At 48.0% G+C, this 25720-nt stretch carries 29 protein-coding genes; 9 read left to right on the forward strand and 20 right to left on the reverse strand.

What is annotated here, in order from left to right; genetic code table 11:
- Nucleotides 1-19: 19 nt before the first annotated feature.
- Nucleotides 20-535, forward strand: a complete 516-nt coding sequence (locus tag KFV11_RS06285; protein WP_254249506.1) for a DUF309 domain-containing protein — start codon at nt 20-22, stop codon at nt 533-535.
- A 49-nt stretch (nt 536-584) separates the two neighbouring features.
- Here the strand turns inward: KFV11_RS06285 and xerD are convergent, their stop codons facing one another.
- The 3 genes from xerD to KFV11_RS06300 form a co-directional block, all read right to left on the reverse strand.
- Nucleotides 585-1472, reverse strand: coding sequence for a site-specific tyrosine recombinase XerD (gene xerD, locus KFV11_RS06290; protein ID WP_149458847.1), 888 nt, complete (start codon nt 1470-1472; stop codon nt 585-587).
- Nucleotides 1473-1545: 73 nt separating this feature from the next.
- Nucleotides 1546-1983: a ferric iron uptake transcriptional regulator gene (gene fur, locus KFV11_RS06295; protein WP_149458622.1), complete on the reverse strand. Its 438-nt coding sequence runs from the start codon at nt 1981-1983 to the stop codon at nt 1546-1548.
- Between the two features lie 79 nt (nt 1984-2062).
- On the reverse strand, nt 2063-2605 hold the full coding sequence (locus KFV11_RS06300; RefSeq protein WP_149458621.1) for an NUDIX hydrolase: 543 nt from the start codon (nt 2603-2605) through the stop codon (nt 2063-2065).
- Nucleotides 2606-2710: 105 nt separating this feature from the next.
- Here KFV11_RS06300 and KFV11_RS06305 point away from each other — a divergent pair, with 105 nt between their 5' ends.
- Both KFV11_RS06305 and KFV11_RS06310 read left to right on the forward strand, forming a co-directional pair.
- Nucleotides 2711-3568, forward strand: coding sequence for an aldo/keto reductase (locus KFV11_RS06305; RefSeq protein ID WP_254250604.1), 858 nt, complete (start codon nt 2711-2713; stop codon nt 3566-3568).
- Nucleotides 3565-4497, forward strand: a complete 933-nt coding sequence (locus KFV11_RS06310) for an alpha/beta hydrolase (RefSeq protein ID WP_149458620.1) — start codon at nt 3565-3567, stop codon at nt 4495-4497. Before KFV11_RS06305 ends, KFV11_RS06310 begins: the two co-directional genes overlap by 4 nt.
- A gap of 46 nt (nt 4498-4543) precedes the next feature.
- On the opposite strand, the gene KFV11_RS06315 is transcribed toward KFV11_RS06310, so the two are convergent.
- Both KFV11_RS06315 and KFV11_RS11685 read right to left on the reverse strand, forming a co-directional pair.
- The gene (locus KFV11_RS06315) at nt 4544-5311 is read right to left on the reverse strand and encodes an SDR family NAD(P)-dependent oxidoreductase (RefSeq protein ID WP_254249507.1); all 768 of its coding nucleotides are present in this window, start codon (nt 5309-5311) and stop codon (nt 4544-4546) included.
- Between the two features lie 66 nt (nt 5312-5377).
- Nucleotides 5378-5503 (reverse strand): hypothetical protein, encoded by a 126-nt coding sequence (locus KFV11_RS11685; protein ID WP_302054833.1) that lies wholly within the window; start codon nt 5501-5503, stop codon nt 5378-5380.
- Between the two features lie 44 nt (nt 5504-5547).
- On the opposite strand from KFV11_RS11685, the gene KFV11_RS06320 reads away from it, so the two are divergent.
- Nucleotides 5548-5895, forward strand: a complete 348-nt coding sequence (locus tag KFV11_RS06320; protein ID WP_254249508.1) for a pyrroline-5-carboxylate reductase family protein — start codon at nt 5548-5550, stop codon at nt 5893-5895.
- A gap of 37 nt (nt 5896-5932) precedes the next feature.
- Here the strand turns inward: KFV11_RS06320 and rnz are convergent, their stop codons facing one another.
- Nucleotides 5933-6856, reverse strand: a complete 924-nt coding sequence (gene rnz / locus KFV11_RS06325) for a ribonuclease Z (protein ID WP_254249509.1) — start codon at nt 6854-6856, stop codon at nt 5933-5935.
- A gap of 107 nt (nt 6857-6963) precedes the next feature.
- On the opposite strand from rnz, the gene zwf reads away from it, so the two are divergent.
- From zwf to KFV11_RS06340, 3 genes are read left to right on the forward strand one after another with little or no spacing between them, the layout of a single operon-like run.
- A complete protein-coding gene (gene zwf / locus KFV11_RS06330; RefSeq protein WP_149458616.1) occupies nt 6964-8442 on the forward strand; it encodes a glucose-6-phosphate dehydrogenase in 1479 nt (492 codons plus the stop codon).
- A 48-nt stretch (nt 8443-8490) separates the two neighbouring features.
- On the forward strand, nt 8491-9087 hold the full coding sequence (locus tag KFV11_RS06335) for a hypothetical protein (protein WP_254249510.1): 597 nt from the start codon (nt 8491-8493) through the stop codon (nt 9085-9087).
- Between the two features lie 23 nt (nt 9088-9110).
- Nucleotides 9111-9944, forward strand: a complete 834-nt coding sequence (locus KFV11_RS06340) for a helix-turn-helix transcriptional regulator (RefSeq protein WP_254249511.1) — start codon at nt 9111-9113, stop codon at nt 9942-9944.
- 33 nt (nt 9945-9977) lie between these two features.
- Here the strand turns inward: KFV11_RS06340 and gnd are convergent, their stop codons facing one another.
- Both gnd and KFV11_RS06350 read right to left on the reverse strand, forming a co-directional pair.
- The gene (gnd, locus tag KFV11_RS06345) at nt 9978-11381 is read right to left on the reverse strand and encodes an NADP-dependent phosphogluconate dehydrogenase (protein WP_149458613.1); all 1404 of its coding nucleotides are present in this window, start codon (nt 11379-11381) and stop codon (nt 9978-9980) included.
- A gap of 149 nt (nt 11382-11530) precedes the next feature.
- On the reverse strand, nt 11531-12640 hold the full coding sequence (locus KFV11_RS06350) for a M20/M25/M40 family metallo-hydrolase (protein WP_254249512.1): 1110 nt from the start codon (nt 12638-12640) through the stop codon (nt 11531-11533).
- 65 nt (nt 12641-12705) lie between these two features.
- Here KFV11_RS06350 and prli42 point away from each other — a divergent pair, with 65 nt between their 5' ends.
- On the forward strand, nt 12706-12807 hold the full coding sequence (gene prli42 / locus KFV11_RS11690; RefSeq protein WP_149458611.1) for a stressosome-associated protein Prli42: 102 nt from the start codon (nt 12706-12708) through the stop codon (nt 12805-12807).
- Nucleotides 12808-12830: 23 nt separating this feature from the next.
- On the opposite strand, the gene KFV11_RS06360 is transcribed toward prli42, so the two are convergent.
- The 9 genes from KFV11_RS06360 to KFV11_RS06400 form a co-directional block, all read right to left on the reverse strand.
- Nucleotides 12831-13808 (reverse strand): aromatic acid exporter family protein, encoded by a 978-nt coding sequence (locus KFV11_RS06360; RefSeq protein WP_254249513.1) that lies wholly within the window; start codon nt 13806-13808, stop codon nt 12831-12833.
- Between the two features lie 33 nt (nt 13809-13841).
- Nucleotides 13842-14279, reverse strand: a complete 438-nt coding sequence (locus KFV11_RS06365; RefSeq protein WP_149458609.1) for a BrxA/BrxB family bacilliredoxin — start codon at nt 14277-14279, stop codon at nt 13842-13844.
- Between the two features lie 73 nt (nt 14280-14352).
- Nucleotides 14353-15618, reverse strand: a complete 1266-nt coding sequence (locus tag KFV11_RS06370) for a dihydrolipoamide acetyltransferase family protein (RefSeq protein ID WP_149458608.1) — start codon at nt 15616-15618, stop codon at nt 14353-14355.
- A gap of 12 nt (nt 15619-15630) precedes the next feature.
- Nucleotides 15631-16614 carry an alpha-ketoacid dehydrogenase subunit beta gene (locus KFV11_RS06375; RefSeq protein ID WP_149458607.1) on the reverse strand — a complete coding sequence of 328 codons (984 nt, stop codon included), beginning with the start codon at nt 16612-16614 and terminating at the stop codon, nt 15631-15633.
- A 2-nt stretch (nt 16615-16616) separates the two neighbouring features.
- Nucleotides 16617-17597: a thiamine pyrophosphate-dependent dehydrogenase E1 component subunit alpha gene (locus KFV11_RS06380; RefSeq protein WP_149458606.1), complete on the reverse strand. Its 981-nt coding sequence runs from the start codon at nt 17595-17597 to the stop codon at nt 16617-16619.
- Between the two features lie 12 nt (nt 17598-17609).
- Nucleotides 17610-19016 (reverse strand): dihydrolipoyl dehydrogenase, encoded by a 1407-nt coding sequence (lpdA, locus tag KFV11_RS06385; RefSeq protein ID WP_149458605.1) that lies wholly within the window; start codon nt 19014-19016, stop codon nt 17610-17612.
- A gap of 11 nt (nt 19017-19027) precedes the next feature.
- The gene (buk, locus tag KFV11_RS06390) at nt 19028-20083 is read right to left on the reverse strand and encodes a butyrate kinase (RefSeq protein WP_149458604.1); all 1056 of its coding nucleotides are present in this window, start codon (nt 20081-20083) and stop codon (nt 19028-19030) included.
- Entirely contained in the window at nt 20083-21180 is a 1098-nt protein-coding gene (locus KFV11_RS06395) for a Glu/Leu/Phe/Val dehydrogenase dimerization domain-containing protein (protein ID WP_254249514.1), read from the reverse strand. Before KFV11_RS06395 ends, buk begins: the two co-directional genes overlap by 1 nt.
- 238 nt (nt 21181-21418) lie before the next feature.
- Nucleotides 21419-22309: a bifunctional enoyl-CoA hydratase/phosphate acetyltransferase gene (locus KFV11_RS06400; protein ID WP_149458602.1), complete on the reverse strand. Its 891-nt coding sequence runs from the start codon at nt 22307-22309 to the stop codon at nt 21419-21421.
- Between the two features lie 101 nt (nt 22310-22410).
- Here KFV11_RS06400 and KFV11_RS06405 point away from each other — a divergent pair, with 101 nt between their 5' ends.
- Nucleotides 22411-22656: a DUF2627 domain-containing protein gene (locus tag KFV11_RS06405; protein ID WP_149458601.1), complete on the forward strand. Its 246-nt coding sequence runs from the start codon at nt 22411-22413 to the stop codon at nt 22654-22656.
- A 6-nt stretch (nt 22657-22662) separates the two neighbouring features.
- Here KFV11_RS06405 and KFV11_RS06410 read toward each other — a convergent pair whose 3' ends face one another.
- Genes KFV11_RS06410 through recN form a run of 3 tightly spaced genes read right to left on the reverse strand, consistent with a single transcriptional unit; the run spans nt 22663 to nt 25712 of the window.
- Nucleotides 22663-23373, reverse strand: coding sequence for a glycerophosphodiester phosphodiesterase (locus tag KFV11_RS06410; RefSeq protein WP_254249515.1), 711 nt, complete (start codon nt 23371-23373; stop codon nt 22663-22665).
- 3 nt (nt 23374-23376) lie between these two features.
- Nucleotides 23377-24027, reverse strand: coding sequence for a response regulator (locus tag KFV11_RS06415; RefSeq protein ID WP_254249516.1), 651 nt, complete (start codon nt 24025-24027; stop codon nt 23377-23379).
- 14 nt (nt 24028-24041) lie between these two features.
- A complete protein-coding gene (recN, locus tag KFV11_RS06420) occupies nt 24042-25712 on the reverse strand; it encodes a DNA repair protein RecN (protein ID WP_149458598.1) in 1671 nt (556 codons plus the stop codon).
- Nucleotides 25713-25720 lie beyond the last annotated feature (8 nt).

The following is a 25720-nucleotide window of genomic DNA, read 5'->3' on the forward strand; positions in this document are numbered from 1 at the left end:
CACAGTCAGGAGTTTTCTAATGAATATAATGTTGAATTACTACTATCAGTTTTTACATGAACGTCACTACTTTGAATGCCATGAACTGCTGGAGGACGTCTGGAAAGCCAGACCCTCCTATAGCAAGAAAGACATTGAAGTCGCGTTTATTATGCTTGCGACCAGTCAGTATCATCACCGGCGCGGTAATACGGCCGGCGCTGCACGCTGTCTGCGAAAAGCAGTGGACGGCTTCCGGCGGCATGCCCAGCTGCTGACTGAATACGGTGTTGAACCAGCCCTTATTCCTATACTGGAGAAACGGCTTGGAACAGCCGGCCCATACACGCCGCTGCAGCTGCCGCTGACCGCTTCATGTCTCCGTCAGCTTAAAGCGCTCTATCCGGACTTTGATTCCGAGCGTCCGGCCGATGACGCCTGGATTAATTTCCATGCGACAAGAGACCGCAGTGCAGTGATCGCTGAGCGTGAACGTCAGTTAATGGGCAATAAACATCCAGTAGTAGATCCCCCAGCCAAGGGCAATGGCCAGTAAAACAATCAATGTGATGTACTTATTCTTTTCCTGATTCATAACAGCCTCCTTATGCTCTTGGATGTGTCTTCTTATAGACATCCCGTATTTGTTTCTTCGATATATGGGTATACAGCTGCGTCGTGCTGATGTCCGCATGGCCCAGCATCTCCTGGACCGCACGCAGGTCCGCCCCGTTTTCAAGCAGATGGGTCGCAAATGAATGCCGCAGTGTATGCGGCGTCAGTTTTTTCTTGATGCCTACTTCTTCCTTCAGCTGCTTAATAATTTTCCAGAAGCCCTGGCGTGTCATCCGGCGGCCGTGAAAATTGAGGAACAGGCTGTCGGTGACTTCTTTTTTGAGCATTTTCGGACGCGTATGCTTAATATAATCAGCGAGCACGGTCATCGATTTGGAGCCGAGCGGAATGATCCGTTCCTTGTTGCCTTTACCGAACACCCGGACATAGCCCATGATCAGATTAATATCCTCCAAATCAAGATTGATCAGCTCGCTGACCCGCATGCCCGTCGCATATAACAGTTCAAGCATCGCCTGATCTCTTCTGCCGAACAGTTTGGATGTGTCAGGCGCTTCAAGAAAAACATCGACTTCGGCAATAGACAGGACGTCCGGCAGATGTTTCGCCACTTTCGGCGGTTCGAGCATGACTGACGGGTCTTTCACCGCGTATTTCTCCCGGAGGGCAAACTGGTGAAATCCTCTGATGGATGCTGTGTTTCTTGCGATGGTCTTCTGAGACTTGTTCTCTTCTTTCAGCTGACCTAAATACAATGTAATGGTAAAGCGGTCGACGTTATCCAGATGGCCGATTTTCTCTCGCTCAAGAAAGTTGATATAACCTGTTAAATCTCTTCTGTAGGCAGCAATCGTATTCTCGCTCAGCCCTTTTTCAATCATAATGAAATGCAGAAACTCTTCTACTATATCACGCATCTTCTCACCTCTCATTAAGTTTACCATAATCTTTTTATAATCATAGAAAAAACCGCATTCTTGACGACTGCGGTTAGCGCTGGCACCGGTGACATATTCCGTGGAACGTCAGACGATGGTCCATAATTTTAAAGTTGTAGTCTCTTTCCACTTTCAGTTCTACTTCTCCGAGAAGGTCTTCCTCTATTTCATCGACGGCACCACATTCCATGCACACAAGATGATGATGGAAATGCTCTGCCCCTTCTTTTCTTAAGTCAAATCTTGCCACACCGTCTCCGAAATTGATCTTATCGACCACTTTAAGTTCAGCAAGAAGTTCCAATGTCCGGTATACCGTCGCAAGTCCTATTTCCGGCGCCTTTTCTTTGACCTTTAAATAGACATCCTCAGCACTGAGGTGATCTGCTTCATTCTCAAGCAAGACGATGACAGTCGCTTCTCTCTGGGGGGTCAATTTATAGGAAGCTGCGTGCAGCTGGTCTTTAATTTTCTGAATTCGTTCCTGCATGTGTCACCTACCCTAGCACCCTGATAATATATTAATAAAATAGCAGTAATTCACGTACTTTGCAACTACAAATGGTCATTTAATTAGAATGATTACAATTTAGCAGTAAATACTGGAGTGCCAGCATCGTCTTGGCATCTCTGACTTGATTTGACTGCAGCAGCTGTTTCACTTTATCCACCGGCACCCACATTTTTTCGACAAATTCATCATCGTCTGCTGTCAGTTCGTCGGATGGAATGAGCTGGTCCGTGTAATACAGCGAAATCAATTCGTCACAAAACCCCGGCGAGACATAAAAATCATAGAGATGTGTGATATCATCCGTCGTATAGCCGGTCTCCTCCTCCAGTTCACGCAGCGCTGTGTAATCACGGGTCTCTCCCTGTTCGACCTTGCCGGCCGGCACTTCAATCAGCACTTCCTCCATCGCTTGACGGAACTGTTTAATGAGCAGCACTTTACCTTCATGGACCGCAAGGACAGCGACGGCACCCGGATGCTTGACGATTTCTCTTGTTGTTCTATGACCGTTCGGCAGTTCTACATCATGTTTCTCCACCGTAATGATGCGGCCGCTGTAAATCTCTTCTTTCTGCAATGTACGTTCTTCAAATGTCATTATTTTGCCCTCATTTCTCAACGTGTTAAACTATGATTATCATACCACTAGGAGGGAACATTTGTGAATTATAGACGTACAAGAGGCGGACTGGAACTATCAGAGATGGGGCTCGGCTGTATGAACTTACCCCATCGCTATAACGATGCCGCTCTGATTATGAACACAGCTATCGATCAGGGCATCAATTATTTTGACACAGCTGATTTATACGATAAAGGGAAGAATGAAGAACTGATCGGCAAGTTTCTGAAGGAGCATAACAAACGCAGTGATATCATCATCGCGTCAAAAGTCGGCAATGCGTTCAACTATGAGGATGATGACGTAAAGTGGGACCCATCAAGGGCACATATATTGTCAAGCGTCAAAGAGAGTCTGAGAAGGCTCGGCACAGACTATCTCGATTTATATATGCTGCACGGCGGCATGATTGAAGATAATAAAGATGAAACAATCGATGCCTTCAATACATTGAAACGTGATGGCCTGATTAGAACGTATGGCATCAGTTCCATCCGGCCGAATGTCATCGACTATTATTTAAACCACAGTGACATCGATGTTGTGATGATGCAGTTCAATATGATTGATAACCGTCCGGAAATGCTGACGGAAGCCATTGCGGCCCACGATGTCAAAATACTTGCACGCGGCCCGGTCATGAAAGGCCTGCTGACTGACAACTATGCAGAAGTCATCGACAGAAAATTCAAAGACGGCGTCATGGATTACAGTCGTGAAGAACTGACAGAGACGCTCACAAAAGCCGCTCAAGATGCGCCGCTCGCTGAAAGCGCCATCCGTTACCTGCTCAATCAGCCGGTCGCATCGATCGTCTCCGGTGCAAGCAGTGTGGACCAGCTCACGACTAACCTTGCTCATTACGAGCAGGTGAGCAATTCCAAGACAACAACACGTGATCACTTCAAGGACCTTGACTACAAGGACCATTTATCATGAACTGGAAGCAGGCAGCGCTTGTCACTTCTCTGGCGACAACGGGTGCACTTGTAACAACCGGTCTACTCGCAAGCAACTATATTCTCAACTTCAAGCTGCGGGACGTTGAAGTCATCCGCCGCCGGGAGATCAAGGCGAAACGGCTCGACGAGAAAGCCTACTATGCCCTGAAGCCGAAACAGGTGACCATCTCATCGAAAAACGGCTATAACATCGAAGCGGAAGTCATCAAGAAATACCCCCACAAAAAATGGATGATCTTCTGCCACGGAGTGACTGAAAATCGAATTACATCTATTAAATACATGAACTTATTTCTTGAGCTCGGCTTCAATGCGATCATCTTCGACCATCGAAGACACGGCTCAAGCGGCGGTGTCTATTCGACTTACGGCTACTACGAGAAGTTTGACCTTGAAGCCGTCATTCTCCATTTGAAAGAGCATTACGGCTATGATGTGGAATTCGGTATTCACGGAGAATCTATGGGTGCCGCGACGATGCTGCTCTACGCCGGCGAGCTGGCCAGTGAGGCTGAGTTCTATATTTCTGACTGCTCCTTCTCTTCTTTCGAGCGGGTGCTGACACACATTATCGGAGCGCGCCTTAAAATCGGCTCCGGCTTTCTGCTGTATATCATCAACATTTTCCTACGCATGCGCTCCAAGTTCTCATTATATGCCGTGTCACCGATCAAGATTGTCGAGAACATTGAGCAGCCGGTGCTATTCATCCACTCGAAGCCCGATACGTTCATCCCGTATACGCATTCAGTGGACTTGTACAACAAGAAGAGAGGCCCGAAGATGAAGTGGTATCCGGAGTACGGCGGCCATGCCGCAAGCTACAACGTCAATCCAGTTACTTACCGCAAAAAAGTCACTGAGTTTCTTGAATCCTATCATCTGCTGCCTGAACAGCAGAAGTAATGCCCGGCCATTTTTCGGCCGGGCATCACTTCTTTTATCATTAAGATTAATCCAGCCTGCTCTTGGACAGAAATGGCCGTTCAAGTTTCCGCTCGATGAAGCGTGGGAACAAATTGTAGAGCGTCAATCCATAATGCATCCACTGCGGGCGGTTGATCTCTGTTTTCTTTGTCACTATCCCGTCGACAATTTCGCGGGCGAGCTTATGGCGGTCCAGCTGCAGCCGCTTCGTCATCGCGTCATACTTCCCGCTGCTGTCTGCACGCGTAAAAAACGCAGTGCCGATGGGTCCTGTCTGCACGGTCATCACATGCAGCGGCTCTTCCATGCGCAGCGCATTGGTGAATGCTGATAATCCTGCTTTGGAAGCAGCGTAGATGGAGCTGTAAGGCGTCGTCACTCTCGCTGCCTGTGAGGAGATGTTGACGATCGACCCCTCTGCTCTTATATAAGGGATCACCAGATGAGTCAGCAGTATCGTCTGCGTCAGATTGACATTCAATACATCATGAATCTCTTCAGGCGTGTGGTCCATAAATGATTTGAAGTAACCGAACCCCGCATTGTTGATCAGTCCGTCATAAACCGTTTGCCCGCTGCGCAGAAAATCTCCGAGCCGGTCGACCGCTTCCCGTTCGTTCAAATCCGCCTTGAACACGTCCACTTGTGCCGGATATTTGGCCGTCAACCCAGCCAGCTTCTCTTCATTCCTGCCGATGACCGTGACGAATGCCCCGTTTCTAATCAGTTCTTCAAGTATCGCTTCCCCTAGTCCGCCAGTTCCACCGGTCAGTAAAAACTTTTTACCAAGCATGACTTCATCCCTCCTTGTGTCATAGTAGCAACTTACAGTGTTATGGTACACTAATACTGATATTAATTAAACAGCACAGGTGTCAAAGATGAAAATAATCTTCTGCGGTGCAGTAATATGGCTGTGAAAGACTGATGGACTGCAGCGTCCTTCACAGCCACGATATTTGACGAACCGTTTAAGTGAAGCCATGCTGAAAGGCTGTCAGGAGAAATTCAATATTAACTGCGGCTATAATGGGAACTGCTGACCAAGTGTTTTTAGCGGCCAGGTATTACGATGTTCAGTCGCTCGCACAGCGTATTAAAGATAAAATCAGACCCGAAAATCATTTCACCTCTATTATGGCAGGCATATCGATCCATCAGATCAAAACCATGCTTAACACTGCAAATCCTGTCGCACGACTTATGCCGAACACCAATGACCGGCTGCAGCACTCCATGACCGGCATTACATTCTCTGAGTCATTCGCTGAGCGTCATAAGGCTGAGAATTCGGCGCTTGAAGTGGCAGAAGACATGCAGCAGGTGACTGCCTGCAGGAAGGGCACAAACGCAGCAAGGAATTATCCGAATAAATAGAAGCCCTCAATTGATTGAGGGCTGCTATTGTAATGAACTACAGTTCATAACACATATAGTCTTCTGCTATCCGGAAAGTGAATTCAGGATGCTCGTCCTGCAGCCGGCGCATGAGCACTTCAATATCTTCCTTCGTGTAGCGGTTGCTCACATGATTGAGCAGTGTCATCTTGACACTGCTTGATACTGCCAGCTGCATGACATCTGCGATATGGCTGTGGTAATATTTATGGCTCAGTTCATGGTCACCTTCCAGATAAGTGCACTCATGAACGATGACATCCGCCTGGTCAGCCAGCTGAGCTTCACTTGCGGCAGGCATCGTATCCCCGAAGAACGTGATGACTTTACCGCGTTCTGCCGGCTCCTTGAAGTGAGCCGTCGTATATATCACCCCGTTATAGTCGACAACGTCCTGCGTCTTAAAGGCTTTATAGATAGGTCCCGGTTCTATCCCTGCTTCCTGCAGCGACTGCTGCTTCAGGCTTCCTTCCTTATCCGGAAACTGCAGCCTGTAGCCGTATGAAGGGATGCCATGCTGCAGCAGGCGAACCGAAACTGTGATGTCATGAATCAGCAGCTGGTTTTCGTCACCTTCCAGTTCAATGATGTCAAGCGGATAGTTCAGATGAGAGGCCGATACAGCAAGCGTCGTTTCTATATACTGCTTAATCCCCTTCGGTCCGATGACCTGCAGGGGTTTCCCTTCACCGCCCTGGAAACTTCGTGATGTCAACAGCCCCGGCAGACCGAATATATGGTCCCCGTGAAGATGCGTGATCAATATGGTCGTCAGTTTGCCGAGCTTGATGTTCGTATTTAATATACGGTGCTGAGCGGCCTCACCGACATCGATGAGCCAGTATTCGTTATAAACCGGGTTTAAATCCAGCACTGTCGTCTGCGTATTCCGCTCTTTAGTCGGCAGGCCCGCGCTTGTGCCTAAAAAAGTAATTTTCATTCATTTCACCTTCTTAATTAATCAAGTCATTATAGCATGTTTTATTTGTGTTTTCAGAGATTGTATGAAAAAATAAAAAGGACTTTTAACGAATCGAGGTTACTCAGTTGGATATCGAAAAACAAAATATACCATGTTTAATCACAATTTTTGGAGCGACCGGCGACTTGAGCCATCGAAAGCTGTTCCCATCGCTGTTCCATCTATTTCAACAGAATAATCTTAATGAACATGTCGCAATTATCGGCGTCGGCCGACGTGACTGGACCAACGAAAAGTTCCGCGAAGAAATTAAGGCTTCCATCGGTGAGCACGTGAAGGATACGCATCGCATCGATGAGTTTATGACGCATGTGTTCTATCAGCCCAACGATGTCAATGACCTGAACAGTTACAAAGCGCTCATGACTTTGTCTGATGAGCTCGACCAGCAGTTCAAGCTTGAAGGTAACCGGCTGTTCTATCTGGCGATGGCACCTGAGTTTTTCGGCATTGTAACTGATGCTTTGAAATCAAGCGGACTGACTAAGACGAAAGGTTTCAAGCGATTGATCATCGAGAAACCGTTCGGTACTAACTTGAAGACAGCGGAAGCACTGAATAAACAGATCACTAAATCTTTCAAGGAAGAAGAAATCTTCCGTATTGACCATTACTTAGGGAAAGATATGGTGCAGAACATTGAGATCATCCGCTTCAGCAACGCGATGTTCGAACCATTATGGAACAACAAATACATCTCGAACATCCAGATTACTTCATCTGAGACGCTCGGTGTTGAAGACCGCGGCGGATATTATGACAATTCCGGCGCGCTGAAAGATATGGTGCAGAACCACATGCTGCAGATTGTATCACTGCTTGCGATGGAGCCCCCTATTTCTCTTCAGTCAGAAGATATACGGAACGAGAAAGTCAAAGCGCTGCGCTCCATCCGTCACGTGAGTGCGTCTGAAGTGAGAAACTACTTCGTCCGCGGTCAGTATGATAAAGGGATCGTCAATGAAGAAGAAGTGCCTAAATACCGCGATGAAGAACATGTAGACCCTATGTCCAATACGCCGACATTCGTCGCTGCCAAAGTAATGATCGACAACTTCCGCTGGGCAGGTGTGCCATTTTATATCCGGACCGGGAAACGCATGAAGAAGAAGGAAATCCGCGTCGTTGTTGAATTCAAAGAAGTGCCGATGAACCTTTACTATAAGAAAGACCAGCATCTGGATTCCAATCTACTGGTCATCAATATCCAGCCGAACGAAGGCATAGAGCTTCACCTGAATGCCCGTAAGTATATCGAAGGCATTGATACAGAGCCGGTGAAGCTATCCTACGCCCTGACGACTCAGGATAAGATGAACACAGTCGATGCCTATGAAGGACTGATCTATGACTGTCTGCGAGGCGATTCAACGAACTTCACGCACTGGGAGGAACTGAAGGCGACCTGGGCTTATGTCGATACAGTCGACCAGTACTGGAATGATAATCCAGCGCCTTTCCCGAACTATCCGGCCGGTTCAAACGGACCGGTCAAAAGCCAGCTGTTACTCAGCCGGGATAACCTGCACTGGTGGGAATTTTAATAGAGACCTCTTCCGTAGTGGAAGAGGTCTTTTACAGGAGGCGCACTAATGGATTATGATACTTTACTCCACATTGAGACCAATGGCACGAACCACCAGTTTCCGACCATCAGGCACTATCACCGCTACGAACCGACGAGTTATGACGACCTGTTGACATTAAGCAGTCAGTTACAGCCTTTCATCCGGAAAAATGACAGACTCGTTGATTTCGGCTCAGGACTGATGCGTGTGCCTATCTTTATGAACTACAGATTTGATATCGATACAGCGGGTATTGAACTGAATAAAGCACTGTACATGGATGGGATGAAAAATATCCGCTCCTATGAAATGCATCATCAGGCAGCCGGTCGCGTTCATGCCTTCAATCAGAATGTGACGGATTACCGCTTCACCGGCCGCGAGACGATCCTCTTTTTCTTCAATCCTTTTTCAGCGGATATATTCAAGTCTGTGCTGCATCAGTTCCTGACCCATGCTGCTTACAACACACGCGTTTTAGTGATATTATATTATGCAAAGAGTGACTATATCGATGTCATCAACCAGCTCAATCTGTTCACTGAGATCAGCCGTATCCCGCTCAGCGGTTATCCTGATGATAAGAATGACTTGATGATCATTTATCAGTTCGGCTCATGAAAAAATAATGGAAGTGTGATTTAATGGAAGCTTTACAACTGGTGCAGCAGACCATCGTCTATCTGGAGGACCATCTGCTGGATCACATCGACTTAACAGAAATGGCGGACTACATCGGTGAGACTGCCTATCATCTGAATCAGACCTTCACGATGATCTGCGGCATGAACCCTGAAGAGTATGTGCACCGCCGCCGGTTATCAGAAGCGGCACAGGAACTTATGACTGGTGACCGCCGACTTATAGATGTCGCTGAATACTACGGCTATAACGACGCGCATAGTTTCTCTGATGACTTCAGTGACTACCACGGCATCTCCCCGATGCTGGCAAGAACGACTAAGGAATCCTTGAAAGTATTCAACCGACTGTATGTGAGACTCGGAGTGACTGAACAGCCGCCTCTGTCATTCAGCATTCAGGATTTTCATGAAGTCCGGCTCGCCGGCTACCGGACGATGGTTGACCATCAGGAATTATTCAATCATTTTCTCATTCCCGACCTCTTATATGAAGCGAAGGAAAGCGGCCATTTTGATGTTTTGCGCAGCCTGACTGCCGCTCAACAGCTTCATGTAGTCGTTCATCCGACGAAGGACGGGACCGAAATCTTCTACGGGGTTCCATACGACGCGCATACGACACTTGACATTGAATATATGAAAGAGACGAAAAGCGCTGTCTTCCAGCAGCAGGGCCATATCGATTTTCTTTATAACAAGCTCTGGCAGTCGATAGAGCAGCAGCTCATGACACTGGAATACAAGAAAAATGATTACTACGTCTCCCTGCTGCCGCTTCAGCTTGATTTTGACAGCGATTATACACGGATGACTTTTGTCCTGCCGATTAAATAAAACCATGATGACTGAGTCATCATGGTTTTATTGTTATTTCCAGTCTGTATGGAAGATGCCTTCTTTATCTTTACGTTCATAAGTATGGGCACCGAAGTAGTCACGCTGCGCCTGAATTAAGTTGGCCGGCAGGTTTTCTGCTCGGTAGCTGTCAAAATAAGTGATGGCAGCTGCAAATGACGGCACCGGGAATCCTGCTTCGATGGCAGTTCCAGTCACTTTGCGCAGTGAACCGTTATATTTGGAGACGACATCCTTGAAGTAAGGATCAAGCAGCAAGTTCTGCAGCTCCGCATTGTTATCATAAGCCTCTTTGATCTTCTGCAGGAACTGCGCACGGATGATACATCCTTCACGCCAGATCATCGCAAGATCGCCGAGTTTAAGATCCCAGTTGTTCGTTTCACTGGCGACTTTCATCTGGCTGAACCCTTGGGCATAGCTGCAGATCTTGCTCATATACAACGCCTGACGGATCTGCTCAAGAAACTCCTCCTTATCGCCTTTGAATGAATATTCCTGACCGACGAATTCCTTCGCGGCGATTCTGCGTTCGTCTTTCTGTGCGGAGATGAAGCGCGCAAATACGGATTCCGTGATGATCGTAAGTGGAATACCCAGTTCAAGTGCATTGATGGATGTCCATTTGCCTGTGCCTTTCTGTCCCGCTTTATCCATCACTTTCTCAACGAGCGGCGTGCCGTCTTCGTCAAGTTTACGGAAGACATCCGCTGTGATTTCAATCAAGTACGAATCCAGTTCACCGTTATTCCATTCCGCGAACGTATCAGCGATGTCATGATGGTCCATCTTCAATACATTCTTCATCAAGTCGTAGCTTTCTGCGATCAGCTGCATATCCGCATATTCAATGCCGTTATGCACCATCTTGACATAATGACCTGCCCCGTCCGGACCGATGTATGCAACACATGGCTTGCCGTCGCTTGCTTTGGCAGAGATAGCCTCCAAGATCGGCTTCACTAATTCATAGGCCGCTTTCTGGCCACCCGGCATAATTGACGGTCCGTGAAGCGCGCCTTCTTCACCGCCGGATACACCGGTACCGATGAAGTTGAGACCTTTTTCTGACAAGTATTTGCTGCGGCGGATCGTATCCAGATAATTCGTGTTACCACCGTCAATCAGAATATCGCCTGCGTCAAGCAGCGGAATCAGACTTTCAATCGTATGATCAGTCGCTTCGCCTGCTTTGACCATCATCAGAATTCGTCTTGGAACTTCAAGACTTGCTACGAACTCTTCAAGAGAGTATGTCGGGAAGATGTTTCTCCCTTCAGATTCCTGGACCATTTCATCTGTCTTCTGGGGAGAACGGTTGAACACCGCCACAGAATAGCCTCTTGATTCAATATTCCATGCCAGGTTCTTACCCATTACGGCAAGACCTACGACACCGATTTGCTGTTTAGTCATGTACATACCTCTTTCCTAGTATTTTACTCAATCATTATAACACAGTCCAAGTACCGTCACTAAAAGAAAGACTGAAGAAAATCATGACTGCTTCTTGAATGGACCGGCGCTGTGCCATAACAAAACCAGGGCTGTAGCCCTGGTCCGGATTAAACAAGTTTAATGATTTCGAGCACTTGCGCTGTCAGTTTCTTCAGCTGGTCAATCGGCATTTTTTCGTTCTTCGTATGGATTTCCTGATAACCGACAGCCAGCACAATCGTCGGTACGTCCAGACTGTTGAAGATGTTCGCATCGCTGCCGCCGCCGCTGTGGATAAGCTCCGGTGTGACACCGATATTTTCTGCCGCCTGCTTTGCAACCTGCACGACTTTCGCCTCTTCTGCGACATTAAAGCTCGGATAGGCAGGGATGATCTTGACGTCTGCCTGGCCGCCCATCTCTTCAGCGGTCCGTTCAAATGTCTCTTTCATATGAGCGGTCTGCTGCTCCAATTTGTTCTGATTGATACTTCTCGCCTCACTGAGCAGGTAGCAGCTGTCTGCGACGATATTCGTTACTGTACCACCTTCAAAGCGGCCGATGTTCGCTGTTGTCTCGTGGTCTATGCGGCCGAGTGTCATACGGCTCACGGCTTTTGCAGCGATATTGATGGCACTCACGCCTTGCTCCGGCGCGACGCCTGCATGGGCCGTCACACCTGTGATTACTGTCTCTACTTTCGCCTGAGAAGGTGCTGCAGTAACAATCGTTCCGACAGTGTTACCTGAATCAAGCGCAAAACCAAAGTCAGACGTCAAATACTTCTTATCGAACGCTTTAGCGCCGACGAGCTGGCTTTCTTCCCCGACTGAAATCACAAACTGCAGATCGCCGTGCGGCAGTTGCTCCTCCTGGATCACCCGTATGCTTTCAATCAATGCTGCGATCCCTGCTTTGTCGTCTGCGCCAAGAATCGTTGTGCCGTCTGAGGCAATGATGCCGTCCGCAATAACCGGTTTGATGTTCCTGCCGGGTGTGACGGTATCCATATGACATGAGAAATATATCGGAGTCTGGTCGGTCGTCCCCTTCATGTTGATGATGAGATTACCTGCACCGAATCCTGTTCTCTCCTGGCTGTCGTCTTCTGTGACGTCAAGACCGAGACTTGTAAACAGCGCTTTCAGATGGTCTGCAATCGCTCGTTCCTGGCCTGTTTCACTGTCTATTGTGACAAGTTCGACAAATGTTTCTACTAATCTCTGCTGGTTGATCATACGTTCACTCCTCACGAATAATTAAATTTGCTATAATAGAATAAAACTTGAAAGGAAGATATCACTTGAACAACAAACGTTTCAGACAAATTTTCATCTACCTGATGCTGATTGCTATCGTGGCGTCACTTATACTCTCAAGCTTAATTCCATTGCTCGCAAACTAAGTCTACTTCATCGTAGACTTTTTTTAGTAATTTTTCAAAGACCCGAACTTCGACTTGATCGTCAAGTAGGATTCTATTTCTTTGAGCAGCTGCATGGCGGCTGCCCTTGAATGCAGTTCCTGGTAGTTCTTCGGCAGCTCATGCGCTTTCATATCGAGCCTGACTTCATACAGATCATGCAGCCGTATCGCCGTATAGTCATTGCTGGACACGCCGCGGCTCATGTCCGCTAAAATGTCACTGCATCTGCTGTGGATCTGATCTGCACGGTCCATCTCATTGATCAAGTCAGCCATGCGGTACATCAGCTCCACCTGCTCGCCCCGCATATCAAAGTAGTAATAATAGGAGTTCTCATTTCTGACGAAGTGGTTCTCGACATCCATGAAAGCCACAGATTTCGCTTTTTCTATCGTATGGTTCAACTGATCAAGTACGCCTGTCTCCAGTTTAATGTCAACGTATCTCAAGGCATCGCTGAACTGGGACAGTATTTGCTGGAAGTCGCCTTCTATACGCTTTTTATACTGCTCAAGCTCTGCCTGGCGGTTAGGCATATAGCTGTTTAAGATAAGGGCGATGCCGAGGCCGACGACGAGCAGGATCATTTCGTTGACCATAAGAGCCGGTGTGACATGGCCGGAGTTGAAGCAGTGCAGCATGATGACACAGGCGGTCACCACGCCTTCCTGAGCGCCGAGCATGACGGTCACCGGAATAAACAACAGCACAAGTAAACCGAGGACGACCGGATTGTACCCAAGAAATTCAAAGAAAATATATGAGAACAAGATGGCAATCATACATGACACGAGACGCGACAGCGCCGCTTCCATCGATTTGATTTTTGTGTTTTTGACGCACAGCACGACTAGAATGGCCGCTGACGAGAAATTCTCAAGACCGAGCAGCTTTGCAATCAGGACGCCGAGCGCCATACCGAACGCCGTCTTTATTGTTCTGTAGCCGATCCGATAAGGTTTCAAGGAAAAATTCTTCATCAATGAAAATAAAGCCGGGGGAAATCCCCAGGCTTATCTCTCCTCCCCGTGTTCTTCGAACAGGGCTTGAATACTTGTAATGACGCTCATCGGATCATGGCCTTCAATTTCATGACGTTCAATCATCGTCACGACTTTACCATCTTTCACTAAGGCGAATGACGGGCTTGACGGCGGATAACCTTCAAAGTATTCTCTTGCTTTTGCTGTCGCTTCTTTATCCTGTCCTGCAAAGACAGTCACCAGACGGTCAGGCAGTTTATCATAATGCAGCGCATGCGCAGCAGCAGGACGTGCAATACCGCCTGCACAGCCGCAGACTGAGTTGACCATGACAAATGTTGTACCCGGTTTGTCAAGTGTCGCCTGTACGGCTTCTGCTGTACGCAGCTGTTCGTAGCCTGCGCTTTCAATTTCCTGCCGCGCAGTATCAACGACCTGGTTCATATAAAGATTAAAATCCATTTCCATTACTTACACCTCTTCAGTTAGTCATATTATTATATTACATAAATCAACATGAATAATCTAGAGAGTTGTTTGACTAATAAATCGATGTGTTGTCAACCGTCATCTGTTCCAGGTTCTTTTTGACGTGCTGCAGGAACTGACCGGCGACAAGTCCATCAAGAATTCTATGGTCTATCGACAGACAGAGGTTGCACCTATCGCGCACGGCGATCATGCCGTCAATGATGACCGGACGTTTAACGATGGTTTCAACCTGCAGAATCGCGGCCTGCGGATGATTGATGATGCCCATGGACTGAACAGAGCCGAAAGAACCGGTGTTGTTCAGTGTAAATGTGCCGCCCTGCATATCGGCACTGCTCAGCTGATGGCTGCGTCCTTTGTCAGCCAGTTCACTGATGCGCTTCGCGATTCCTTTGATGGACAGGTCATCGGCATGATGGATGACCGGCACATACAGTTTATCGTCACTTGCGACAGCAATCGACAAATTGATGTCCTTATTGATGACGATCTGGTCGCCCTGCCATGAACTGTTCAGCATCGGGAATGCTTTCAGCGCTTCAGCCACTGCTTTGGCGAAGAAGCTGAAAAATGTCAGATTATAGCCTTCCTGCTGCTTGAACTGATTCTTATGTTTGTTGCGCGTTGTCACAAGCTCAGTGACGTCCACTTCGATCATCATCCAGGCATGAGGAATTTCTGTGACACTCTGCACCATTTTATTCGCAATCGCTCGTCTCACACCGTTGACAGGAATTGTTTCGCCTGCAGCAGGTGCGGGAGCTGGGGCGGATGATGGTGCCGAAGATGGAGCTGCTGCTCGTTCAGGCATCGTGCTGTCTTCACGTGCTGCCGGTGCTTCAGGCACACCGTTCTCTATCGCATTCATGATGTCTTTCTTTGTGACGCGGCCTTCAAACCCCGTTCCAGTGACCTGCTCAAGATCAATACCGTGTTCGCCGGCAAGCTTGAAGACGACCGGCGAAAACTTGCCGTTGTTCTTGCGGCCGGCTGACTGTGCGGCAGGCTTCACTGACTCTTTCACTTCTGCCTTCTCTTCGTTTGGTGTTTTCACTTCAGCCGCTGCCGGCACTTCACCTTCGCCATCGGTCGCAATGCGGCAGATGACTGTTCCGATATCCACGGTCTCTCCTGCTTCAACAACAATCTCACTGATGGTTCCAGTCACTACAGAAGGGACTTCTGCTGTCACTTTATCTGTGATCACTTCACATAACGGCTCGTACTCATTGATTGTATCTCCGACTTTGACGAGCCAGTTCTCTATTGTTCCTTCATGTACACTTTCACCGAGTTTCGGCATTGTTATATCCATGATTAACCTCCATTAAAAGTTTGCAAGCTCGCGCATTGCATTTTCAATTTTTTCCGGATTCACCATGAAGAAATCTTCCATCGGCGGTGAATAAGGCATCGATGGAACATCCGGTCCAGCCAGCCGTCTGATCGGCGCGTCCAGGTCGAACAGACAGTTCTCAGCGATGATGGCTGATACTTCACTCATGATGCTGCCTTCAAGATTATCTTCAGTGACGAGCAGCACTTTCCCGGTTTTCTTAGCCGCATTGATGACATACTCTTTATCGATCGGATAGACGGTTCTTAAATCCACGACTTCTGTCTCAATGCCTTCTGCAGCGAGCTTCTCAGCTGCCTGCAGTGCATAGTTGACGCACAGGCCGTAAGTGATGACTGTGATGTCATCGCCTTCACGTTTAGAGTCTGCCTTGCCGATCGGTACGATGTAATCCTCTTCCGGCACTTCCTGCTTGAGCAGGCGATAAGCTTTTTTGTGTTCGAAGTAGAGCACAGGGTCGTCATCACGAATCGCCGCCTTCAGCAGCCCTTTCGCGTCATATGGTGTTGACGGAATGACTACTTTCAAGCCGGGTGTCGACGCAAAAATCGTCTCGATGGACTGCGAATGATACAGCGCCCCGTGAATACCGCCGCCGAACGGTGCACGGATAGTCAGCGGGCAGTGCCAGTCGTTGTTTGAACGGTACCTGATTTTCGCCGCCTCATTTAAGATCTGGTTGGTCGCCGGCAGTATATATTCAGCGAACTGGATTTCTGCGACCGGACGCTTGCCGACCATTGCGGCACCGATAGACGCGCCGACAATATTTGATTCCGCAAGCGGCGCATCGATGCTCCGGTATTCACCGAACTTCTCCTGCAGCCCTTTTGTCACACCGAAGACACCGCCTTTTTTACCGACGTCCTCACCGATGACAAAGACACTGTCATCGCGTTCCATTTCTTCAGCCATCGCCTGGTGAATCGCTTCTAAATAAGATAGTTTAGCCATGATTAACCTCCATAAACATGCAGCAGCGCTTCTTCAGGTGCCGGGTAAGGTGCCTGCTCTGCTTTCTTCGTGGCATCGTTGACGATAGTAGTGAGTTCTTTGTCCAGCTCTTCAAACCACGCCTCGTCTGCTGCCCCGTGTTCCAGAATATATGCCTTGAATCTGATGTTGCAGTCCAGCTCTTTATTGGAATTACGTTCATCGAGTGTCCGGTAGCTGTCATCATCATCTGACGAATGGGCCGTCAGTCTCGTCGACATCGCTTCGATCAGCGTTGCACCGTCACCATTCACTGCACGTTCTCTTGCCTCTTTTACCGCTTTGTAGACAGCAATCGGGTCATTGCCGTCGATATGTTCGCCGTGCATGCCGTAACCGATGGCACGGTCCGACAGTTTGTCAGCCCCGTACTGCAGTGTATGCGGCACACTGATCGCATATTTATTGTTTTCAATGATACAGATGAACGGCAGGTCATGCACGCCTGCAAAATTCAGTCCCTCATGAAAATCACCCTGGTTGCTTGACCCTTCGCCCAGTGTTGTCAATGCGATTTTTTTCTCGCCGTCCATCTTGAAGGCAAGTGCGGCGCCGACTGCATGCAGCACTTGTGTCGCGACACATGAGCCCTGTGTTAAAATACCGCATGACTTCTTACTGAAATGTGACGGCATCTGCTTGCCGCCGCTTGAGACATCTCCTGACTTTGCGAATGCTGAAAGCATCGTCTCTTCAGGGGTCATCCCCATATGGGTCACGAGCGCAAGGTCACGGTAGTACGGTGACGTGATATCTCCTGATTCCAGTGCATAAGCCGCGCCGATCTGCGTGGCTTCCTGCCCCTGACAGCTGATGACGAACGGTAGTTTACCGGCGCGGTTCAGCAGCCACATGCGCTCGTCCAGTTTTCTGCCGAGCAGCATTGAGCGGTACATTGCTTTTAAATCATCCGGTGTGAGTCCGGCTTCTTTGTGATCCATCATTACTACTTCCTCCTATATATGAATGGCACGGCCTTCACCTGCAAGTCCGAGTTCCATCAGTACTTCCGATACAGACGGATGAGCATGGACCGTCAGTCCGAGTTCAAGTGTCGACGCATTCATAAATTTTGCCAGTGCCACTTCATTGATGATCTCGGTGACATTCGGGCCGATCATAGACAATCCAAGCACTTCATCACTCTTTTTATCTTTGATCAGTATGGCCTGCCCGCTCGTATCACCATTGATGACTGCCTTGCCGATCGCTGCAAACGGCACAGCTTTTGTCACTGTGTCAAAGCCTGCGTCCTTAGCAGCTGCTTCGGTCATACCGATGCTCGCTACTTCCGGGTTTGTATAAATACATTTCGGCACGGTGTCGTAATCAAGCGTGATCGGTGCCGCATCGTTCATATGCTCGACTGCAATGACACCTTCCTTTGTGGCTACGTGTGCCAGCTGCAGATTGCCGATGACATCGCCGACCGCATAAATATGCTTATCTTCAGTCTGATAGAATTCATTGACTTCGATAAAGCCGTTTGTCGCTTTGATCTTAGTGTTATTCAGACCGATGTCATCGCTGTTCGGCCTTCTGCCGATAGCGACCAGCACCTGCTCGGCATTAACCACTTCAGACAGCGTGAATGTGATTCCCTGCTCATCCTGTACAATCGTCTCCGCTGACAGGCTTTCGCCAGTCAGAAACTTGATGCCTTTTTTCTCAAGCTCCTTCTGCAGAATACGGCTGATTTTCTTCTCTTCAGCCGGGATGATCGAAGAACCTGCTTCGATAACAGTCACTTCCACTTCCAGATCAGCAAGCAGCGAGGCGAATTCAAGGCCGATGACACCACCGCCGACAATGGCCATCGATTTCGGCAATGTTTCAAGCGTCATCATATCATCACTTGATAATACTGTCTTATGGTCAAAGGGCAGAAACGGCAGTTCCCGCGGTGTGCTTCCCGTGCAGATCAGCACGTGCTTATTGACCAGCAGCTCTGATTCTCCGCTGCTGTTCTCAACAGAAACGGTACCCGCCTGTGGTGAGAAGATAGACGGCCCTAGAATTCTGCCTGTCCCAGAGTAGACATCGATATGGTTGGCCTTCATCAAATGCTGGACGCCGCCGTACATTTTCGCTACGACTTCATCTTTACGGTTCCTGATATCTTTGAAATCATAGGCAGGCGTCTGTGCCTGAATGCCGTACTTCGCCGCCTGCTTGATATAAGAAAACACTTCAGCAGACTTCAGCAGACTTTTCGTCGGAATACAGCCTTTATGCAGACATGTGCCGCCGAGCTTCTCTTTCTCGACAATCGCTACTTTCATTCCCAGCTGTGACGCACGGATGGCAGACACATAGCCTGCCGTACCGCCGCCGAGCACTACTAAATCATATTCATTTGCCATACTAATCTCCTTTATGCATAGACTTTAGGCTGTTCTTCCTTGTTCAGGACGCGCAGGACACCTGCAGTCAATGCCTCCATTTCTTTTTCACCGGGCATCACTGTGACACCCGCAATAAACTGCACGCGCTCTGTGATCATATTGACGAGACGATTGCTGTAGGCAAGTCCCCCGGTCATAATAATTTGATCGGCACTGCCGTTAAAGTAGACGCTTGCCGCGGCAATGGATTTTGAAATCTGATAGGCCATCGCTTCATAGGCAAGAACCGCTGCCGCGTCACCCTGCAGTGCACGCTGTTCAACAGCAATGGCATCTGTCGTACCGAAGTGAGAGACAAACCCGCCCCGCTTCGACAGCAGCTTTGCCACGTCATCGATAGTCAGCTGGCTTTCGATGACGTGGCGCGCCAGCTGATTCGCAGGCAGAGAGCCTGCACGTTCGGGACTGAATGGTCCCTCACCGGATAATCCATCATTGACATCGACGACCCGTCCTCCTGCATGTGTCCCGACCGTAATTCCCCCGCCGAGATGGGCGACAATCAAGTTCAGCTCTTCGTAGCTGCGATTGATCCGCTCGGCGTAGTTTCTTGCCACAGCCTTCTGATTCAGTGCATGAAATATGCTGCGGCGTTCCATGAATTTCAGTCCTGTCATCTTCGCCATCGGGGACATTTCATCAACGACGACCGGATCAACAATGTATGCAGGTTTATTGTATGCCTTACTCAGCTGTCCGCCAAGTAATGTACTGATATTTGACGCGTGACTGCCATATTTAGAAGCCAGCAGGTCTTTTGTCATCGCCTCATTGATCAAATAAGTGCCGCCCGAAATCGGCTTCAGCAGTCCCCCGCGCGCCGCTATAGCATCGAATGTCTCGATATGATGGTTCTGCAGAAAATTATTGACGACCTGCAGACGAAAGGCCGTCTGTTCCTCCACTGTTCCACTGACTTCTTCGACTGTATGTCTCAATGTCTCCGTAATTACACACGTATGGTCATCAAATAAAGCAATCTTGGAAGATGTACTACCAAGATTGAGTGTCAATATATGTGCCATTATTTTCTTCTTGAGATGAGCGAGTGTTCGTTAATGCTGAACGTGCTGCGGACGCGCATCATCTGGTTGATTCTTTCTTCTGCCATACGGTCTGCTGCCAGTGCAGTAGAGATATTATCACGCGCTGCGATTGCAAACACTTTATCCATCTGGTCATAAATCTCTTCGATTTTCTTCGTTGCACGACCTTCATTGTAACCATGCAGTTCATCAGCCACATTGATCACACCGCCTGAATTGACCACGAAGTCCGGAGCGTAAATGATGCCGCGTTCTGCAAGCATCGCTGCGTGCTTCTCAGTTTCTCTCAGCTGGTTGTTGGCACTGCCGCACACTGCTTTGACTTTCAGCTGTGGAATGTTGTCATCATTTAAGATGCCGCCCAGTGCACATGGTGCAAAAATATCAGCTTCCACTGCATAAATTTCATCAGGTGCCACTGCTTTAGCGCCAAACGCTTTAACCGCACGGTCGATGGAATCCTGGTTAATATCTGTGACGATCAAATGAGCGCCTTCTTCATGCAGATATTCACATAGGCTGTATGAGACGTTGCCGACCCCTTGCACAGAAACCGTTTTTCCTTCGAGCGAGTCAGAACCGAACGCTTCCTTTGCAGTCCGTTTCATCGCTTTGTATACACCGAGTGCAGTCATCGGACTTGGATTACCTGAAGAACCGAAGCTCTCAGACAGTCCTACGACATAATCTGTCTCCTCGTGAATTGTATCCATATCTGTCACTGTCGTACCGACATCTTCCGCAGTGATATAGCGGCCGTTCAAGCTTTGGACATAGCGTCCTAATGCGCGGAACAGCGCTTCTGATTTATCTTTTTTAGGATCGCCGATGACCACGGTTTTACCGCCGCCGAGATTTAAACCTGCTGCTGCATTTTTATAAGTCATACCGCGCGCAAGACGCAGTGCATCATCAATCGCTTCTTCCTCACTTGCATACGGCCACATTCTGCAGCCGCCAAGAGCCGGGCCAAGTGTTGTATCATGAATGGCGATGATCGCTTTCAGTCCACTCGCTTCATCATAACAGAACACTACCTGCTCATAATCATATTGTTCTAATCGTTCGAAAATCATTCGGATACCCCTTTTCATGATTATATTAAGCTCATTACTTCTTTAATTTTACATTAAAAACTTTACTAATCAAATATAAATTATAAAACTTACAGTTTACATGATTAAGTAAATGTTAATTTATTATTAAGGAATACGTCAAATTTTAACACTTTTATTTGATAAAGCGCTTACAAAAGCTGTCACTATAATTCATTCATGCGTTTTTTAATTTCTATACATTATATTATAATAATAATTATAACGTACTTAAAGCCAGTACGATGGAATTATATTTATCGCTGAATTTGTCTGCACGTGATGATAGAATGACCGGCACTTTCGCTCCGACGACCATGCTCGCTACATCTGCGCCGGCGAGATAGGTCAATGATTTATAGAGGACATTGCCTGACTCAATCTGAGGCATGACCAAAATATCAGCATCGCCGGCGACGACTGAATCCATCCCTTTATGAAGCGCCGCGTCCTTACTGATGGCATTATCAAGTGCAAATGGACCATCAATGATACCGCCTTTGATCTGTTTTCGCTGGCTCATCTGAGCGATCAATGCGGCATCAACGGTTGACGGCATCTTCGGATTGATGAGCTCGATAGCAGAAATCAGGGCGACTTTCGGCTCCGAATAGCCGAGCTGTTTTGCAGTGATCAGCGCATTGTTGATAATATCGACTTTTTCATCGAGCGTCGGACTGATATTCATTCCTGCATCTGTCACCATCAGCATTTTATGATAAAGCGGCACATTGAAGAATGCGAGATGACTGAGTTTTCTGCCGGTCGTCAGCTGATGTTCTTTCTTCAGCACTTCCTTCAGGATGACAGGCGTGGCGACAAGTCCTTTCATGAGCACATGGGCCTCGCCGCGCGCGACAGAGCGGACAGACCGCTCTACTGACTGCTGTTCTGATAGCGTATGGCGTATCTCAAGCCGCGCTGTCTGCTGCTGCTGCTCCTGTTCAAGCAGTGCTTTTATTTTCCGTTCATCTCCGTACAGCCTGAAAGTAGCTTCTGTCTCCTTGAGCGCCCTGCAGACTGCCTTAATGACGTCCGTATCTGCCGCCTGACAGACAGCGACTACTTTTTTTACTGATTTTCCTGCTGTTAATATATCATTGAATTGCATGTCATTCACCCTTTCCCTTTCATTGTAGCTGATTTACAGCAGTTAGCAATTTAATTTGTCAAACCTCTCCGGATTAAGTATAATGATTCCGGGTGATGATCATGCAGAAAATAATAGCGCTGCTCGTGCTCGTCGTTCCCATCTACTTCGCCGGTCTCGGTGTTAAATGGATGCGCGACGCCGTATTCGGTGTTTTAGTGCCGGAACTCCACTTTATATGGCTGCAGTTTCTGTTAGGGTTAATCCTTGCAGTAGCAGGCATTGCGTTCGTCGGCGGCTATATCCTTCATATGGAAAAAAGAACCGAACGGGTACAAAAAAAATTCATCGACAAGAGCAAACACTAATCTCTGTCAGATGAATTTTTTTGTGTTCACCGCCAGCTCGACGTCATCTGTAATAATGGCATCGACATCTGTCTTCAGCCAGTATGCTATATCTACCGCTCGATTCACTGTATACAGACGCACGTTCAGCTGCTCAGCGGCAATCTTAGCGGCAAAATCTTCAGACGTATAGAATGTATTCGTATGTATGCCGTCAAACAAGTAGACGGACTTCAGCTGCCATGGTCTATCGACATATCTGGAATAAAGATAAGCTGTCTCAAGCGCCGGCTGCAGCTGCTTGATGCGCCGCACTGACTCCAGCTGGAAGCTCGAAATAATGAGCCGCTCATCCATCGAATACCGGGCAAGCAGTTCAATAAGCCGTGCTTCAAGCACCCCGCCGGTCTTACCTTTGATTTCAATGTTGAGTTCAAGGGGCGTATCCTCCAGCAGGTCGAGAACATCTTTCAGCAGCGGGATGCGTTCGTATGTGAAGCGTCCCGTTCTGATTTTCGCCTTCCGCAGTTCAGCAAAGGTCAGGTCTTTCACAGTGCCGCTCCGATTCGTCGTCCGGTCCAGCGTGTCATCATGAATGACGACGAGCTGCTCATCCGCAGTCAGATGGACATCAAGCTCTATGCCGTCTGCTCCGTACTCAATGGCCTTCCGAAAAGCAAGCATGCTGTTTTCCGGAAACTTCTTCTTATACCCTCTATGCGCAAAAATTTTAACCATAAGCTACCTCATTAAGTAGTCGAGCAGTTCACCGACTGTCGGCTTTGTATATTTGCCTTCTGCCTGCCATTTCTGTTCAAATCCCTGCTTCCATGCTTTATCAATGGAATGCCGGATCGCTCGTTCAACACTTGCCGTATTGACATCATTCAGCTGCGCGATTTCCGGATACAGCGACCGGGTCAACTGCTCGATTTTTTCCGGCGTCTGTTGAAGAATCGCCATAGCGTCATTGATGTACTGCGTGCCTTTCAATTTTTCAGAGAACAGCTCATCAAGTGCCGGTTCAGCCATATGCTCACACAGCCGTCTGATAGTCTGTTCAATCACATCAAGATCGACTGGTTTAAGCAGAAAGTAATCCACGCCGAGTGCCGTCGCTTCAGTCAGCACCGATTCTTTGCCGAATGCAGAGAAACAGATGACTTTATAGTCCCGTTCTCTCGGCATGTAATTTTTCACAAGTGTCAGACCATCGATATTTGGCAGCACCAAATCCAGCAGCAGAACATCGAAGTTCCGTTTTTCGATCAGCTGCCGTCCATCCATGCCGTTATTAGCGATATCTGTAACAATTATGCCTTGCTTCGTCAGATGCGCTTTTATAGTTACCGCCAGTTCTTTTGAATCTTCGATGATAGCAACTCTTAACATCCAGTCACCTCCACCTATTCCTTTTTGTTCTGGGCGATCAGTTCTGCCGCGTGCTCTAAAGTGAGCGGCGTCACTTCCACCCCCGATATCATCCGCGCCACTTCATTGACTTTTGCCGCTCCTGTCAGTTCTGTCACAGAAGTCACCGTTCTTTCATCACGCTCATGCTTCTCAATATAGAGATGGTGATCGCTGATCGCTGCAACCTGCGGCAGATGGGAGATACAGATGACCTGCATATGCTTTGCGATTGCTTTCATCTTCTCTGCCATCTTCTGCGCCACCCGGCCGGAGACGCCCGTATCCACTTCGTCAAAGAGAATAGCGGTCTGCCCTTTGTTCTCAGCGAATATGCTTTTAAGCGCCAGCATAATCCGTGACAGCTCACCGCCTGAAGCGATCTTATACAGCGACTTAAGCGGCTCCCCTTTATTCGGGCTGATCATGAACTCCATCACTTCCAGCCCATCCATACTTGGTTCCGTCTTTGTAAATGCCAGTTCAATGTTAGCGCTTTTCATTTCAAGATGATGAATCTCTTGCAATATATCATTTCTCAGCTGATGCGCATCTTTTCTTCTTTCTTTCGACAGAATGCTCCCTGCTGACAGCAGCTGCTCATACAGTGCATCTATTTCTTCTTTCAAGTGAGAAGTGCTTTCCTCAAGATTTTCAATTTGATTGATCTCTGTCTCCAGCCTGCCGATCAAGTGAATCAGTCCGTCATGATCCACGCCGTATTTACGCTCCAGCTGCTGAATGAGATTCATGCGCTCTTCCAGTTCGTTCAGCGTCTGCTCATCGTAGTCATTACCGGTCATTTCATCATGGAGCCGGTGCTTGGCATCCTCGAGCAGATAATAAGTGTTCTGCGTTTCTTCCACGAGCTGCGTATACTGGCCGGACAGAATGTCATCGACTTCCTTCAGTGACTCCGTGAAATCAAACAGCTTATCCAGAATGTTATCCTCATTTGATAAACAGCCGACTGCTTTAGTGAGCTCAATATTCAGCTTCTCAAAGTTCCGCAGCCGGTTGATGTCTTCAGTCATCACTGTTTTTTCTCCTGTGACCAGCTTTGCCTGAGAGAGTTCATGATGCTGGAATTTAATGAGGTCCAGCCGCTGCAGCAATGAATCATCCTGCCGTTCCAGTCTTTTCAGCTCATCCTGCTTCTTCCGGTATTTGCCGTAAATGGTCTGATACTGCTGCTTGACAGCAGCATATCTCCCTTTTGAATACTCATCGAGCAGTGACAGATGATATTTCGGTTTGAGCAGGTGCTGCGTTTCATGCTGCCCGTGAATATCGAGCAGCTCCTGCATGATGGTCCGCAGCTCGTTCAATGTCACGGTCTGATTATTGATTCTGCATATACTTTTCCCTGACTTCATGATTTCGCGCTTAACAAGCATGAAGTCGTCCCGGTCAATTCCTTTAGCGTCAAGCATCTGCTGCACGACCGGATTATGATCGATGTCGAATACCCCTTCAACAACCGCCTTATTCTCACCGTGACGTACAAGATTCTGGCTGGCGCGTGCACCGATCAGCTGCGAAATCGCATCGATGATAATGGACTTACCTGCGCCTGTCTCACCGGACAGAACGGTCAGTCCTTGTTTCAGTTCAATTTCAAGTTGTTCAATGATTGCAAACTGTCTTATAGACAATGTCTGTAACATATTCTGCC

The sequence above is a fragment of the Macrococcus equipercicus genome (assembly GCF_024205945.1).
Lineage (GTDB): Bacteria > Bacillota > Bacilli > Staphylococcales > Staphylococcaceae > Macrococcus > Macrococcus equipercicus.

What these genes read in the sequence shown, in the direction of transcription:
- KFV11_RS06285 (WP_254249506.1), top strand. Translation starts at nt 20, where the DNA reads ATGAATATAATGTTGAATTACTACTATCAGTTTTTACATGAACGTCAC.
- xerD (WP_149458847.1), bottom strand. Translation starts at nt 1,472, where the DNA reads ATGCGTGATATAGTAGAAGAGTTTCTGCATTTCATTATGATTGAAAAA.
- fur (WP_149458622.1), bottom strand. Translation starts at nt 1,983, where the DNA reads ATGCAGGAACGAATTCAGAAAATTAAAGACCAGCTGCACGCAGCTTCC.
- KFV11_RS06300 (WP_149458621.1), bottom strand. Translation starts at nt 2,605, where the DNA reads ATGACATTTGAAGAACGTACATTGCAGAAAGAAGAGATTTACAGCGGC.
- KFV11_RS06305 (WP_254250604.1), top strand. Translation starts at nt 2,711, where the DNA reads ATGGGGCTCGGCTGTATGAACTTACCCCATCGCTATAACGATGCCGCT.
- KFV11_RS06310 (WP_149458620.1), top strand. Translation starts at nt 3,565, where the DNA reads ATGAACTGGAAGCAGGCAGCGCTTGTCACTTCTCTGGCGACAACGGGT.
- KFV11_RS06315 (WP_254249507.1), bottom strand. Translation starts at nt 5,311, where the DNA reads ATGCTTGGTAAAAAGTTTTTACTGACCGGTGGAACTGGCGGACTAGGG.
- KFV11_RS11685 (WP_302054833.1), bottom strand. Translation starts at nt 5,503, where the DNA reads ATGGCTTCACTTAAACGGTTCGTCAAATATCGTGGCTGTGAAGGACGC.
- KFV11_RS06320 (WP_254249508.1), top strand. Translation starts at nt 5,548, where the DNA reads ATGGGAACTGCTGACCAAGTGTTTTTAGCGGCCAGGTATTACGATGTT.
- rnz (WP_254249509.1), bottom strand. Translation starts at nt 6,856, where the DNA reads ATGAAAATTACTTTTTTAGGCACAAGCGCGGGCCTGCCGACTAAAGAG.
- KFV11_RS06335 (WP_254249510.1), top strand. Translation starts at nt 8,491, where the DNA reads ATGGATTATGATACTTTACTCCACATTGAGACCAATGGCACGAACCAC.
- KFV11_RS06340 (WP_254249511.1), top strand. Translation starts at nt 9,111, where the DNA reads ATGGAAGCTTTACAACTGGTGCAGCAGACCATCGTCTATCTGGAGGAC.
- gnd (WP_149458613.1), bottom strand. Translation starts at nt 11,381, where the DNA reads ATGACTAAACAGCAAATCGGTGTCGTAGGTCTTGCCGTAATGGGTAAG.
- KFV11_RS06350 (WP_254249512.1), bottom strand. Translation starts at nt 12,640, where the DNA reads ATGATCAACCAGCAGAGATTAGTAGAAACATTTGTCGAACTTGTCACA.
- KFV11_RS06360 (WP_254249513.1), bottom strand. Translation starts at nt 13,808, where the DNA reads ATGAAGAATTTTTCCTTGAAACCTTATCGGATCGGCTACAGAACAATA.
- KFV11_RS06365 (WP_149458609.1), bottom strand. Translation starts at nt 14,279, where the DNA reads ATGGAAATGGATTTTAATCTTTATATGAACCAGGTCGTTGATACTGCG.
- KFV11_RS06370 (WP_149458608.1), bottom strand. Translation starts at nt 15,618, where the DNA reads ATGGATATAACAATGCCGAAACTCGGTGAAAGTGTACATGAAGGAACA.
- KFV11_RS06375 (WP_149458607.1), bottom strand. Translation starts at nt 16,614, where the DNA reads ATGGCTAAACTATCTTATTTAGAAGCGATTCACCAGGCGATGGCTGAA.
- KFV11_RS06380 (WP_149458606.1), bottom strand. Translation starts at nt 17,597, where the DNA reads ATGATGGATCACAAAGAAGCCGGACTCACACCGGATGATTTAAAAGCA.
- lpdA (WP_149458605.1), bottom strand. Translation starts at nt 19,016, where the DNA reads ATGGCAAATGAATATGATTTAGTAGTGCTCGGCGGCGGTACGGCAGGC.
- buk (WP_149458604.1), bottom strand. Translation starts at nt 20,083, where the DNA reads ATGGCACATATATTGACACTCAATCTTGGTAGTACATCTTCCAAGATT.
- KFV11_RS06395 (WP_254249514.1), bottom strand. Translation starts at nt 21,180, where the DNA reads ATGATTTTCGAACGATTAGAACAATATGATTATGAGCAGGTAGTGTTC.
- KFV11_RS06400 (WP_149458602.1), bottom strand. Translation starts at nt 22,309, where the DNA reads ATGCAATTCAATGATATATTAACAGCAGGAAAATCAGTAAAAAAAGTA.
- KFV11_RS06405 (WP_149458601.1), top strand. Translation starts at nt 22,411, where the DNA reads ATGCAGAAAATAATAGCGCTGCTCGTGCTCGTCGTTCCCATCTACTTC.
- KFV11_RS06410 (WP_254249515.1), bottom strand. Translation starts at nt 23,373, where the DNA reads ATGGTTAAAATTTTTGCGCATAGAGGGTATAAGAAGAAGTTTCCGGAA.
- KFV11_RS06415 (WP_254249516.1), bottom strand. Translation starts at nt 24,027, where the DNA reads ATGTTAAGAGTTGCTATCATCGAAGATTCAAAAGAACTGGCGGTAACT.
- recN (WP_149458598.1), bottom strand. Translation starts at nt 25,712, where the DNA reads ATGTTACAGACATTGTCTATAAGACAGTTTGCAATCATTGAACAACTT.